Below are 13333 nucleotides of genomic sequence, written 5' to 3' on the forward strand. Positions count from 1 at the left end.
CCCGAACCGAAAGGTGGGACACATGCGCGCGGTGGTGTTCGAGCAATTCGGAGAGCCGGCCGAGGCAAGAAACGTCCCGGACCCCACCCCCGCCCCGCACGGCGCCATCGTCCGAGTCGAAGCCACCGGCCTCTGCCGCAGCGACTGGCACGGCTGGAAGGGCCACGACCCGGACATCACCCTCCCCCATGTCCCCGGCCACGAACTCGCCGGAGTCGTCGAGGCGACCGGCACGAGGGTGACGGCCTGGCACCCCGGCGACCGCGTCACCGTCCCCTTCGTCTGCGCCTGCGGCACCTGCGCGGCCTGCGCGTCCGGCGACCAACAGGTGTGCGAGCGACAGACCCAACCGGGCTTCACCCACTGGGGCTCGTTCGCCCAGTACGTGGCCCTGGACCACGCCGACGTGAACCTGGTGGCACTGCCGGAGGAGTTGTCGTACGCCACGGCGGCCTCCCTGGGCTGCCGCTTCGCCACGGCGTTCCGCGCGGTGGTGACACAGGGCCGCGTAGCGGCGGGGGAGTGGGTGGCCGTCCACGGCTGCGGCGGAGTGGGCCTCTCGGCCGTGATGATCGCGGCGGCCTCGGGCGCCCGGGTGATCGCCGTCGACGTATCCCCCCGGGCCCTGGACCTGGCCCGCAAGTTCGGCGCGGTGGAATGCGTGGACGCGTCGACCGGAGCGGACACGGCCGAGGCCGTGTCCGACCTCACCGCCGGCGGCGCCCATCTCTCCCTCGACGCCCTCGGCTCCCCCGTCACCTGCGCGGCCTCCGTCAACAGCCTCCGCCGCCGAGGCCGCCACATCCAGGTGGGCCTGCTCCCGTCCTCGACGGGCACCACCCCCGTCCCCATGGCCCGCGCCATCGCCCTGGAACTCGAACTCCTGGGCAGCCACGGCATGGCGGCCCACGCCTACCCCCAGATGCTGGAGCTGGTCCGGGCGGGCATCCTCCGCCCCGACCTCCTGGTGACCGCGACCATCCCCCTGGACGAGGCCCCCGCCGCCCTGGCGGCGATGGACACGGCCCCGGGCAGCGGAGTGACGGTCATAGAGCCGTGGAGCTGATTTGGTGCGAGGCGGGTCAGTCGACCTTCTTGCGCCCCCGGTTGCCCGGTCTGGAGGCGACCCAGGCGCGGACCGTGTCGGCGTACCAGTAGGGCTTGCCGCCCTCCACATGGTCGGGCGGCGGCAGCAGCCCGTGTTTGCGGTACGAGCGGACGGTGTCGGGCTGCACACGGATGTGCGCCGCGATGTCCTTGTACGACCAGAGGCATCGGTCGGTCATCAGTGGCCTCCCTGCGCGCACCACGGCGGCGGCCGGGACGACCGTCGGGGGAGCCGGGCACTGCGCTGGCGATCACAAGCCTGTGCCCGGTGAACGACACCCAGTGATCATCAGGAAGGCCCATGGGCCACAGGTGACGGAAGAACCGCATACATGTGACATGGGTGACAGGAGAGTGTCTTTTGTGGCAGAGGTGACGAATTGAGCGTCGCTCAGGCCCCGCGCCCCTTTAGGGGTGCGGGGCTGTGTTCGACATGCGGCTCCGCCGCGTGGGCGCGACCAGCCGCGAATCACCCGCAGCCTCGAACGATCCGCAGTCCCCCACCGCTTCCGAGCCGAAAACCTACGCCCCGCAAGACCTCAGGAACGCCCGGGTTCGCTTGGCGATCGGCAGCGGAGCGTCCGGCTCGCACGGGTACATGTCCTGCTCGACGATCGCGAACAGGTCCACATCCAGCTTCTGCGCGGCGGCCAGTACCGGCCCCAGCTCGGGAACACCCCTGGGCGGCTCGCACATCACACCCTTGGCCACGGCCGGCCCGAACGGAATCTCGTTCGCGCGGACCTCCGCCAGGATCTCGGGGTCGACCTGCTTGAGATGCAGATACCCGATGCGCTCCCCGTACGTCTCGATCAGCTTCACGCTGTCGCCGCCGCAGTAGGCGTAGTGCCCGGTGTCCAGGCACAACGACACCACCGACGAGTCCGTGCCGTCCAGGAAGCGGACGACGTTCTCCTCGCTGTCGATGTGGGTGTCGGCGTGCGGGTGGACGACGATCTGGAGGCCGTACTTCTCCCGCACCTCCCGCCCGAGCCGCTCGGTCAGCTGGGTGAGGTGCCGCCACTGCTCGACGGTCAGCTCGCTCGGCTCCAGCACCTGGCCTGTCTTGTCGTCCCGCCAGAAGGAGGGGATGACGACGAGATGTTTGGCGCCCATCGCCTGCGCGAGCACCGCGTTGTCGGCCACGTGCGCCCAGGTCTTCTCCCAGATGTCCGGGCCGTGGTGCAGCCCGGTGAAGACCGTGCCGGCCGACACTTTCAGGCCGCGTTTCGCGGTCTCCTCGGCGAGGACCGCCGGGTCGGTCGGCAGATAGCCGTACGGGCCCAGCTCGATCCACTCGTAGCCGGAAGCGGCGACCTCGTCGAGGAAGCGCTGCCAGGGGACCTGCTGGGGGTCGTCGGGGAACCAGACGCCCCAGGAGTCGGGCGCCGAGCCGACTCGGATGCGCGAGAGTGAGGACTGAGGTGACAACGACGTCATGGGAGTCAGCTTCAGCCTCGAAGCGGAGGGTGTCAATAGGTAGTCCGAATGTCTGGACAAAGTATTGACAGGGTCGCTGGAACGCGACTAGACCTTGTGCGTGGCCGAACCCGGGGGTCACGGGCCCGTAGGGACACGGACCCGCCCCGGTTCGGCCGTGGCGCGGCCGGCACGCAGCAACGCGAAGGGAAGTCGATGGCGTACGACCTGATCACCATGGGGCGGATCGGTGTGGACCTCTACCCGTTGCAGACGGGGGTCCCGCTGCCGCAGGTCACGTCCTTCGGGAAGTTCCTCGGCGGATCGGCGACGAACGTCGCGGTGGCCGCGTCCCGCCTGGGCCGCTCCACCGCCGTCATCACGCGCACGGGCGAGGACCCTTTCGGTGACTACCTCCACCAGGCACTGCGCGACTTCGGAGTCGACGACCGCTGGGTCACCCCGGTCCCGGGCCTGGCGACCCCGATCACCTTCTGCGAGGTCTTCCCGCCGGACGACTTCCCGCTGTACTTCTACCGTCGGCCCAAGGCCCCGGACCTCGAAATCGACGCCCATGAACTGGACCTCGACGCCATCGCCGGGACCCGGATCTTCTGGGTGACCGGCACCGGCCTCAGCGAGGAGCCCAGCCGGACGGCGACGCTCGCGGCCCTCGCCCACCGCGCCAGGGCCGGTACGACGGTCTTCGACCTCGACTGGCGCCCCATGTTCTGGACCGACCCGGCCGAGGCCCGCCCGTTCTACGAGGAGGCCCTGCGGCACACGACCGTCGCCGTCGGCAACCTCGACGAGGTCGAGGTCGCGACCGGCGTCCGCGAGCCGCAGGCCGCCGCCCGCGCGCTCCTCGACGCCGGGGTCGAACTCGCGGTCGTCAAGCAGGGCCCCAAGGGGGTCCTCGCGGTCAACAGCAAGGGCGAGTCCGCCGAGGTCCCGCCCCTCCCCGTGACCGTCCTCAACGGCCTCGGCGCCGGTGACGCCTTCGGCGGCTCCCTCTGCCACGGCCTGCTCGAAGGCTGGGACCTGGAGAAGATCATGCGGTACGCCAACGCGGCCGGCGCCATCGTCGCCTCCCGCCTGGAGTGCTCCTCCGCGATGCCCACGGTGGCAGAGATCGAGTCGGCCGTAGCGGCGGGAGAAGTCCTGTGACCGCCTCCGAGCCCGGCGGCCCCACCGCTGCCACCGCCCCCGAGCCCGGCAACTCCGGCGCCGAGCCGGTCCGTTCCGGCACCCCCGCCCCCGGCACCCCCGCCCCCGGCACCCCCGCCATCGGCCCCCTCAGCCCCGTCGACGTCTCGGCCCTCGTCCGTACCCGCGTCCACCACCCCGAGGCGATCGCCGAGGCCGCCGCCCGGCGCACCCGGCGCCCCCTCGTCGGTGACAGCGGCCGGCTGATGATCGTCGCCGCCGACCACCCGGCCCGCGGCTCCCTCTCCGTGGGTGACCGCAAGCTCGCCATGGCGAACCGGGCCGACCTCCTCGAACGACTGTGCCTCGCGCTGTCCCGCCCCGGCGTGGACGGTGTCCTCGCGACCGCCGACATCCTCGACGACCTGCTCCTCCTCGGCGCGCTCGACGGCAAGGTCGTCATGGGCTCGATGAACCGCGGCGGTCTCGCCGGCGCCAGCTTCGAGCTCGACGACCGCTTCACCGGCCACCGCCCCGAGGACATGGAGCGCCTCGGCTTCGACGCCGGCAAGCTCCTGCTGCGCATCGACTACGACGACCCGGGCTCCCTCAACACCCTGGAGTCCACCGCCCGTGCCGTGGACGCCATGGCCGAGCGCGGGCTCCCCGTGTTCGTCGAGCCGTTCATCAGCCGCCGGGACCCCGCGACCGGCAAGGTCAGGAACGACCTGGGCGCCGACGCCGTCACCAAGTCGATCGCCATAGCGGCCGGGCTCGGCGGCAGTTCGGCGTACACCTGGCTGAAGGTGCCCGTCACCGAGAACCCCGACGACATGGCCCGCGTGATGGAGACCTCGACGCTGCCCGCCGTCCTGCTCGGCGGCGATGTCGGCGAGGACCAGGAGGGCGCGTACGAGAAGTGGCGGGGCGCGCTGCAACTGCCCACCGTCCAGGGCCTGGTGGTCGGCCGCTCGTTGCTCTACCCGGCGGACGACGATGTGACCGCCGCCGTGGACACCGCCGTAGGACTGTTGTGAGGGCCGCATGACACAGAAGACCGAGCTGTACGTACCCAAGGGCGCCACCGCGAACGACCGGTACGTCGTCGACATCGACCCCGGGCGGGCCGGCTGGACCCACAGCAGCCTGCGCATCGTGGAGTTGGGGCCGGACGGCACGCACACGTTCACGACGGGGGACAGCGAGTGGATCGTGCTGTCCCTCAATGGCGGTTGTACGGTGCGGGTATCGGGCGAATCCGGTGAATCGGGCGGCGAAGAGGGCGCAGAGTTTCAGATCCTGGGCAGGGAGAGCGTGTTCGCCGGAGTCTCCGACTTCGTGTACGCGCCCCGTGACGCCCGGGTACAGATCGCCTCCGGCGCGGGAGGCCGCTTCGCTTTGGCAGGAGCGAAGTGCGAGCGACGACTCCCCGCCCGCTACGGCCCCGCGCCGGAGGTCCCCGTGGAAGACCGCGGCAGCGGCACCTGCGCCCGGCAGGTGCGCAACTTCGCCTCCGCCGACGCCTTCGAGTGCGACAAGCTGATCACCGTCGAGGTCATCACCCCCGGCGGCAACTGGTCCTCGTACCCGCCGCACAAGCACGACGAGAACCGGCCGGGCGAGGAGACCGAGCTCGAAGAGATCTACTACTTCGAGATCGAGGGTCCGGGCGGCTTCGGATACCAGCGGGTGTTCCCCTCCCGCGAGGGCGGTTCCGACGTCCTCGCGGAGGTCCGTTCCGGTGACGCGGTGCTCGTTCCCGACGGCTGGCACGGCCCGTCCATCGCGCAGCCCGGCCACAGCATGTACTACCTGAACGTGATGGCCGGTCCGGGCTCCGAGCGGCAGTGGCGGATCTGCTTCCACCCGGAGCACACGGAGGGGTACCGATGAGCACGACCCGGCTTACGGTCGCCCAGGCACTGGTCCGCTTCCTTTCCGCCCAGTACACCGAGCGTGACGGCGAGCGGCAGCGGCTGATCGGTGCCACCTGGGGCATCTTCGGCCACGGCAATGTCGCGGGCCTCGGCCAGGCGTTGATCGAGTACGCCGACGACATGCCGTACCTCCAGGGCCGCAACGAGCAGGCGATGGTCCACGCGGCCGTCGGCTACGCCCGGCAGTCGGGCCGCCTCTCCACGCACGCCGTGACGACGTCGATCGGCCCGGGCGCCACCAATCTCGTCACCGGTGCCGCACTCGCCACGATCAACCACCTCCCGGTCCTGCTCCTCCCCGGCGACATCTTCGCCACCCGGCCCGCGGACCCGGTTCTCCAGCAGCTCGAAGTCCCGTACGCGGGCGACATCAGCGTCAACGACTGCCTGCGCCCGGTGTCGAAGTACTTCGACCGGATCACCCGCCCCGAGGCCCTGATCCCGGCCGCGCTCCAGGCGATGCGCGTCCTCACCGACCCCGTCGAGACGGGCGCGGTCACGCTCGCCCTCCCGCAGGACGTGCAGGCGGAGGCGTACGACTGGCCGGAGGAGTTCTTCGCCGAGCGGACCTGGTACGTCCGCCGTCCGGCCGCCGACGCGAGCGAACTGGCCGCCGCCGTACGGGCGATCCGAGAGGCCCGCCGCCCCCTGATCGTCGCCGGTGGCGGCGTCCACCACGCCCGCGCCGAGGAGGCGCTCGCCGAACTCGCCGACGCCACCGGCATCCCGGTCGCCTCCACCCAGGCCGGCAAGGGCTCGCTGCGTCACGACCACCCGCAGGACGTGGGCGGCATCGGCCACACCGGCACCGCGACCGCGAACGAACTCGCCCGCACCGCCGACCTGGTGATCGGCGTGGGCACCCGGTACACGGACTTCACCACCGCCTCCGGCACCCTCTTCGCCGCCGACGGCGTCCGCTTCCTCAACCTCAACATCGCGCCCCACGACGGCCACAAGCTCTCCGGGCTGCCGCTGATCGCGGACGCGCGAACGGGGCTGGAGGCGCTCACCGAGGCGCTGGCGCGGCATGGACACCGGGTCGCGGACGCGTACGTCGCCGAGTACGCGGAGGACAAGCAGCGCTGGGAGCACCGCGTCGACGCCTGCTACGAGGCCGACGAGCCGGACACCCGGCCCACCCAGGCCCAGGTCCTCGGCCTCCTCGACGAGATCGTCGACGAGTCCGACATCCTCATCAACGCGGCCGGTTCCCTCCCCGGTGACCTGCACAAACTGTGGCGGGCGCGGTCGCGGGACCAGTACCACCTGGAGTACGGCTACTCCTGCATGGGGTACGAGATCCCGGCCGCGATCGGCGTCCGTATGGCCGCCCCCGGGCGCCCGGTGTGGGCGCTGGTCGGCGACGGCACGTATCTGATGATGCCGACGGAGATCGTCACGGCCGTGCAGGAGAACATCCCGATCAAGGTGCTGCTCGTGCAGAACCACGGGTACGCGTCCATCGGCGGCCTCTCGGAGACGGTCGGCGGTGAGCGGTTCGGCACCGCCTACCGGCACCGCAACCCCGACGACGGCCTGTTCACGGGTGCCCCGCTGCCCGTGGATCTCGCCGCCAACGCGGCCAGTCTCGGCCTGCGCGTCCTGCGCGCCAAGACGGTCCGTGACCTGCGCGCCGCCCTCGCCGAGGCGCGGGCGGCCGACACTCCCACATGTGTCTACGTGGAGACCGAAACGGCAGACACAGTGTCGGGCCCGCCTCCCGCGCAGGCCTGGTGGGATGTTCCTGTGGCCGAGACCGCGACCCGCTCGTCGGCGGTCAAGGCCCGCGAGGAGTACGACCGGCACGTCTCAACCCGACGCCGCCATCTGTGAGCAAGGAGTTTCTGGCATGACGAAGATCGTCAACCACTGGATCGGCGGCAAGACCGTCGAAGGCGCGTCGGGTACGTTCGGGCCGGTCACGGACCCGGCGACCGGCGCGGTCACCACCAAGGTCGCCTTCGCGACCGTGGGCGAGGTCGACGCGGCGGTCCGCACCGCCAAGGAGGCCTTCGCCACCTGGGGCCAGTCCTCGCTGGCCCAGCGCACCTCCATCCTGTTCAAGTTCCGCGCGCTGCTCGACGCCAACCGTGACGCGATCGCCGAGCTGATCACCGCCGAGCACGGCAAGGTGCACAGCGACGCGCTCGGCGAGGTCGCGCGCGGCCTGGAGATCGTGGACCTGGCCTGCGGCATCAACGTCCAGCTGAAGGGCGAGCTGTCGACGCAGGTCGCCAGTCGCGTGGACGTCGCCTCCATCCGCCAGCCGCTGGGCGTCGTCGCGGGCATCACGCCGTTCAACTTCCCGGCGATGGTCCCGATGTGGATGTTCCCGATGGCCATCGCGACCGGCAACACCTTCGTGCTGAAGCCGTCCGAGAAGGACCCGTCGGCCTCGATCAAGATCGCCGAACTGCTGTCGGAGGCGGGCCTGCCCGACGGCGTGTTCAATGTGATCCACGGCGACAAGGTGGCGGTGGACCGCCTCCTGGAGCACCCGGACGTCAAGGCGATCTCCTTCGTCGGCTCGACCCCGATCGCCCGCTACATCCACACCACGGCCTCCGCCAACCACAAGCGCGTCCAGGCCCTGGGCGGCGCCAAGAACCACATGCTGGTCCTCCCGGACGCGGACCTGGACGCGGCGGCGGACGCGGCGGTCTCGGCGGCGTACGGCTCGGCCGGCGAGCGTTGCATGGCCATCTCGGCCGTGGTGGCGGTAGGCGCGATCGGCGACGAACTCGTGGACAAGATCCGCGAGCGCGCCGAGAAGATCAAGATCGGCCCCGGCAACGACCCCACGTCGGAGATGGGCCCGCTGATCACCGCCGTGCACCGCGACAAGGTGGCGTCCTACGTCACGGGCGCGGCCGAAGAGGGCGCGGAAGTGATCCTCGACGGCACGGGCTACACGGTCGACGGCTTCGAGGACGGCCACTGGATCGGCATCTCGCTCCTCGACAAGGTGCCCACGACCGCGAAGGCGTACCAGGACGAGATCTTCGGCCCGGTCCTCTGCGTCCTCCGCGTGGACACGTACGAGGAGGGCATCTCCCTCATCAACGCCTCCCCGTTCGGCAACGGCACCGCGATCTTCACCCGCGACGGCGGCGCCGCCCGCCGCTTCCAGCTGGAGGTCGAGGCCGGCATGGTCGGCGTCAACGTCCCGATCCCGGTTCCCGTCGGCTACCACTCCTTCGGCGGCTGGAAGGACTCCCTCTTCGGCGACCACCACATCTACGGCAACGACGGCACCCACTTCTACACCCGGGGCAAGGTCGTCACCACCCGCTGGCCCGACCCGGCCGACGCCCCCACAGGCGTGGACCTCGGGTTCCCGCGCAACCACTGAGCATCTGCACATGCCCGCCGGCCAGGAAGCAGTAGGGCGGCGGGCATGTGTGAGCCTGGTGGTGGCGCTGCAAATCCCGGGAGTGCACAACACCCGCTCCGCCCGGCCCGCATGCGAACGGCCCCCGTCCTCGTTGAGGCGGGGCCGTTGTTCGTCGCGCAGTACTGGTTAGCCTGGCCGGTATCGGGTACTTCGTCCGAAAATACCCCACTTCGAACGGAGTGCCGGCATGGTCATCCAAAAGATGCACGACATGGGCATCCGCAGCGAACACGCCTACCTCGCCGCCTTCGGCAGCATCGGCCTCTCCATCGCCACCTGGGTGACATCTCTCAAAGCCGAACCCGTCGGCGGCCTGGCCCGCGCAGACCGCTGGGGCATCTTCATCGGCGAATGGGCACCCACCTTCTTCGGCCTCGGCGTGGCCCTCTCCCACTACGAACAACAAGACGGCACCCTCACCGCCAGCGTCCACGAACTTCGCGAACAAAAGGCCGGCTGACTGCGGGTCATCCCGGGGGTCCGCGCAACCACTGAGCCGCACCGTCTCGGCCCGCGCCCTTGTGTTTCAGGGGCGCGGCCGCTGGAGGACGGGTCGGGCAGGGGCGGCGGGGGCGACTTATCAGGTTGCTGTCAGGTCCGTTCCCCACCCCCGCATACCGCGACCGCTGTATGCCGAATTCCCCCCGTACGACCGTGGGATGCCCCACTCTTCCCCCCTGAGGGGGCCATGAGGCACCGGCAGGGCCCCTTACCGTTGACGCATGGATCTTCGACTGCCCGGACTGCGACTGCGCGCGGCGCTGCGGCGGAGGCCGCGGCGGGCCCTCGCCGCCGCGGCCGCCGTCGTCGTGCTCGTCGGCGCGGGCACCTGGACCGCCACCGCCTCGGACGAAGCGGCGCCGGTGAAGCGCACCGACCAGGCCATGGGCACGGCCGAGGGCGTGCGCATCGACACCTCGTACTTCACCTCCGGCACCGGCGGTCGCCGCCCCGCCGTTCTGCTCGCGCACGGCTTCGGCGGCAGCAAGGACGACGTCCGGCAGCAGGCCGAGGACCTCGCCCGGGACGGCTACGCGGTGCTGACCTGGTCGGCCCGCGGCTTCGGAGAGTCGACCGGCAAGATCGGGCTGAACGACCCGAAGGGCGAGGTCGCGGACGTCTCGAAGCTGATCGACTGGCTCGCGAAGCGCCCCGAGGTCCAGCTGGACAAGGACGGCGACCCCCGGGTGGGCGCCGCCGGCGCCTCGTACGGCGGGGCGGTGTCGCTGCTGGCCGCCGGATACGACGACCGCGTCGACGCCGTCGCGCCCGCGATCACGTACTGGAACCTGTCGGACGCCCTGTTCCCGAACGGCGTCTTCAAGAAGCTGTGGGCCGGCATCTTCTTCAACACCGGCGGCGGCTGCGACAAGTTCGAGACCCGGCTCTGTGAGATGTACCAGCGGGTCGCCGAGTCCGGGCAGCCCGACGCCGAGGCCGTGAAGCTCCTCGACGAGCGCAGCCCCGAGGCCGTCGGCGATCGTATCGACGTGCCCACGCTGCTGCTCCAGGGCCAGACCGACTCCCTCTTCCCGCTCGGCCAGGCCGACGCCGCCGCCGAGGCGATCAAGGCCAACGGCGCGCCCGTGGACGTCGACTGGATCTCCGGCGGCCACGACGGCGGCGACATGGAGGCGGACCGCGTCCAGTCCCGCGTCAACGCCTGGTTCGACCGCTATCTGAAGGACGACAAGGGAGCGGACACCGGTTCGGCGTTCCGCGTCACCCGCACCCTCGGCACCGGCTCCGGGGACGGCGAGCCCCGCCTGAGCGGTACGATCGACGACGCGTACCCGGGCCTGGAGAGCGACCCCACGTCGATCGCCCTCGCCGGACGCGAGCAGAGCTTCGAGAACCCGGCCGGCGCCAACCCGCCCGCCGTGTCGGCCCTGCCCGGCCTCGGCGCCGCCGGCGGCCTCTCCCAGCTGTCCTCGCTCGGCGTCAGCATCTCCCTCGACTTCCCCGGCCAGTTCGCCGCGTTCCAGTCGGAGCCCGTCGCGGACGACCTCCAGATCACGGGCTCGCCCACGGCCACGGTCCATGTGAAGTCGACCAGCGAGGACGCCGTCCTCTTCGCCAAGGTCTACGACGTCGGCCCGAACGGCACCTCCCAGGTGCTCCCCTCGCAGCTCGTCGAGCCCATCCGGGTGGAGGGCGCCAAGTCCGGCAAGGACGTCGAGCTCACCCTCCCGGCCATCGACCACGAACTCGACGACGGCCACAGCCTGCGCCTGGTCCTCGCTTCCACCGACCTCGGCTATGCCTCCCCGGCGACCCCGGCGACGTACACCGTCTCCCTGAAGGGCGACCTGGAGGTGCCCACGCCGCTCGGCCGGGCCGACCGGACGGACGTGCTGCCGGCCTGGGTCTGGTACCTGCCGATCAGCGGCGCGGTGATCGCCGCGATCCTGCTGGTCACCGGCCGCCGCCGCATCGTCACCCCCGCCCCCGATCCCGCGCTCGCCGAGGTCCCGCTCCAGATCACCGATCTGAGCAAGAAGTACAAGAACGGCGACCGCTACAGCGTCCGCGACCTCTCCTTCCGTGTCGAGAAGGGCCAGGTCCTCGGCCTCCTCGGACCGAACGGCGCGGGCAAGACGACGACCCTGCGCATGCTGATGGGTCTGATCCAGCCGGACGGCGGCCAGATCCGCGTCTTCGGTCACGCGATCGTGCCGGGCGCCCCGGTGCTCTCCCGGGTCGGCGCCTTCGTCGAGGGCGCGGGCTTCCTCCCGCACCTGTCCGGCCGCGAGAACCTGGAGCTGTACTGGCAGGCCACCGGCCGCCCCGCCGAGGACTCCCACCTGGACGAGGCCCTGGAGATCGCCGGCCTCGGCGACGCCCTGGCCCGCGCGGTCCGCACCTACTCCCAGGGCATGCGCCAGCGCCTGGCCATCGCCCAGGCCATGCTCGGCATGCCCGACCTGCTCATCCTCGACGAGCCGACGAACGGACTCGACCCGCCGCAGATCCGCGAGATGCGCGAGGTCATGATCCGCTACGCGGCGGCCGGCCGTACCGTCATCGTCTCCAGCCACCTGCTGGCGGAGGTCGAGCAGACCTGCACGCATCTCGTCGTCATGGACCACGGCAAGCTCGTCCGGGCGGGCCAGGTGAGCGACATCGTCGGCTCCGGCGACACGCTGCTGGTCGGCACGTCCGAGCCCCTGGACGAGCCCATGGTCGAGAAGATCGCCGCCCTGCCGGGTGTCGACTCGGCCGTGCGCGCCGCCGACGGCCTGGTGGTCCGCCTCGACGCCGACGGCAGCGCCCAGCGCCTGGTCGCCGAACTCGTCCGGCTGGAGGTCCCCGTGGAGTCGGTCGGCCCCCACCGCCGCCTCGAAGACGCCTTCCTCACCCTGATCGGAGAGTCCGCATGAGCACGCTGGCCGAGCGCGCCGAACGCGGCGACCCCGCGGCACCCGTGGAGGTCGCCGACGGCTACCGCGCGGGCCGCACCCTGCCCTTCAGGGTCGAGCTGGTCCGGCAGCTGAAGCGCCGGCGCACGATGGTCATGGGCGGCATCCTGTTCGCCCTGCCGCTCGTGCTGCTGATCGCCTTCCAGGTCGGCGGCACGCCCGGCGAGGGCAACAACCGGGTGAACCTGATGGACACGGCCACCGCGTCCGGCGCGAACTTCGCCGCGGTGAACCTGTTCGCCGCGGCGGGCTTCCTGCTCGTCATCCCCGTCGCCCTGTTCTGCGGCGACACGGTCGCCTCGGAGGCCAGCTGGTCCTCCCTGCGCTATCTCCTCGCCGCGCCCGTGCCACGCGCCCGGCTGCTGTGGTCCAAGCTCGCCGTGGGGCTCACGCTCAGCCTGGCGGCGCTCGTGCTGCTGCCGGTCGTCGCGCTCGCCGTCGGCACGGCCGCCTACGGCTGGGGCCCGCTGGAGCTGCCCACGGGCAGTGAACTCGCCCCGGGCGCCGCCGCCCAGGCCCTGCTGATCACCGTGGCGTACATCTTCGTGTCCCAACTGGTCACCGCCGCCCTGGCGTTCTGGCTCTCCACGAAGACCGACGCCCCGCTCGGCGCGGTCGGCGGCGCCGTCGGCCTCACCATCGTCGGCAGTGTCCTCGACGAGGTGACCGCCCTCGGCGACTGGCGCGACTTCCTCCCCACGCACTGGCAGTACGCCTGGCTGGACGTCGTCAACCCGCAGCCGGACTACACTGACATGATCCAGGGCGTCTCCATCTCCATAACGTACGCGCTGGTGCTGTTCGCCCTGGCCTTCCGGGGTTTCAGCCGCAAGGACGTCGTCTCGTAGGTCAACGGAGGATCACCCACCGGTCTCGACGGGCCCCCGCCGTGGCCGCTTCGAGACGCA

The 13333-nt window shown here is 71.2% G+C and carries 11 protein-coding genes; 9 read left to right on the forward strand and 2 right to left on the reverse strand.

Annotation, left to right across the window (positions count from 1 at the left end; translation table 11 throughout):
* The first annotated feature begins 22 nt into the window (after positions 1 to 22).
* On the forward strand, positions 23 to 1066 hold the full coding sequence (locus JIX56_RS30505) for a zinc-dependent alcohol dehydrogenase family protein (protein ID WP_257545223.1): 1044 nt from the start codon (positions 23 to 25) through the stop codon (positions 1064 to 1066).
* A 16-nt stretch (positions 1067 to 1082) separates the two neighbouring features.
* Here JIX56_RS30505 and JIX56_RS30510 read toward each other — a convergent pair whose 3' ends face one another.
* Both JIX56_RS30510 and JIX56_RS30515 read right to left on the reverse strand, forming a co-directional pair.
* Entirely contained in the window at positions 1083 to 1286 is a 204-nt protein-coding gene (locus tag JIX56_RS30510) for a helix-turn-helix transcriptional regulator (RefSeq protein WP_257545224.1), read from the reverse strand.
* Positions 1287 to 1629: 343 nt separating this feature from the next.
* Entirely contained in the window at positions 1630 to 2547 is a 918-nt protein-coding gene (locus tag JIX56_RS30515) for a sugar phosphate isomerase/epimerase family protein (protein ID WP_257545225.1), read from the reverse strand.
* Positions 2548 to 2742: 195 nt separating this feature from the next.
* Between JIX56_RS30515 and iolC the strand changes: the two genes are divergently transcribed.
* The 8 genes from iolC to JIX56_RS30555 all read left to right on the forward strand — a co-directional run bounded on the left by iolC (position 2743) and on the right by JIX56_RS30555 (position 13273).
* The gene (iolC, locus tag JIX56_RS30520; RefSeq protein WP_257545226.1) at positions 2743 to 3693 is read left to right on the forward strand and encodes a 5-dehydro-2-deoxygluconokinase; all 951 of its coding nucleotides are present in this window, start codon (positions 2743 to 2745) and stop codon (positions 3691 to 3693) included.
* 119 nt (positions 3694 to 3812) lie between these two features.
* Complete coding sequence (locus JIX56_RS30525; protein WP_257551220.1) at positions 3813 to 4709, forward strand: Cgl0159 family (beta/alpha)8-fold protein; 897 nt, start codon at positions 3813 to 3815, stop codon at positions 4707 to 4709.
* Positions 4710 to 4716: 7 nt separating this feature from the next.
* Positions 4717 to 5565, forward strand: coding sequence for a 5-deoxy-glucuronate isomerase (gene iolB, locus JIX56_RS30530; protein ID WP_257545227.1), 849 nt, complete (start codon positions 4717 to 4719; stop codon positions 5563 to 5565).
* Positions 5562 to 7445: a 3D-(3,5/4)-trihydroxycyclohexane-1,2-dione acylhydrolase (decyclizing) gene (gene iolD / locus JIX56_RS30535; RefSeq protein WP_257545228.1), complete on the forward strand. Its 1884-nt coding sequence runs from the start codon at positions 5562 to 5564 to the stop codon at positions 7443 to 7445. The genes iolB and iolD overlap by 4 nt, the downstream gene beginning before the upstream one ends.
* Positions 7446 to 7461: 16 nt before the next feature.
* Positions 7462 to 8964, forward strand: coding sequence for a CoA-acylating methylmalonate-semialdehyde dehydrogenase (gene mmsA, locus JIX56_RS30540; RefSeq protein ID WP_257545229.1), 1503 nt, complete (start codon positions 7462 to 7464; stop codon positions 8962 to 8964).
* 229 nt (positions 8965 to 9193) lie between these two features.
* A complete protein-coding gene (locus JIX56_RS30545; protein WP_257545230.1) occupies positions 9194 to 9466 on the forward strand; it encodes a hypothetical protein in 273 nt (90 codons plus the stop codon).
* A gap of 262 nt (positions 9467 to 9728) precedes the next feature.
* The gene (locus JIX56_RS30550; protein ID WP_257545231.1) at positions 9729 to 12386 is read left to right on the forward strand and encodes an alpha/beta fold hydrolase; all 2658 of its coding nucleotides are present in this window, start codon (positions 9729 to 9731) and stop codon (positions 12384 to 12386) included.
* Positions 12383 to 13273 (forward strand): ABC transporter permease, encoded by an 891-nt coding sequence (locus JIX56_RS30555; RefSeq protein WP_257545232.1) that lies wholly within the window; start codon positions 12383 to 12385, stop codon positions 13271 to 13273. Before JIX56_RS30550 ends, JIX56_RS30555 begins: the two co-directional genes overlap by 4 nt.
* Positions 13274 to 13333: the final 60 nt, after the last annotated feature.

Source organism: Streptomyces sp. CA-210063, from assembly GCF_024612015.1.
Lineage (GTDB): Bacteria > Actinomycetota > Actinomycetes > Streptomycetales > Streptomycetaceae > Streptomyces.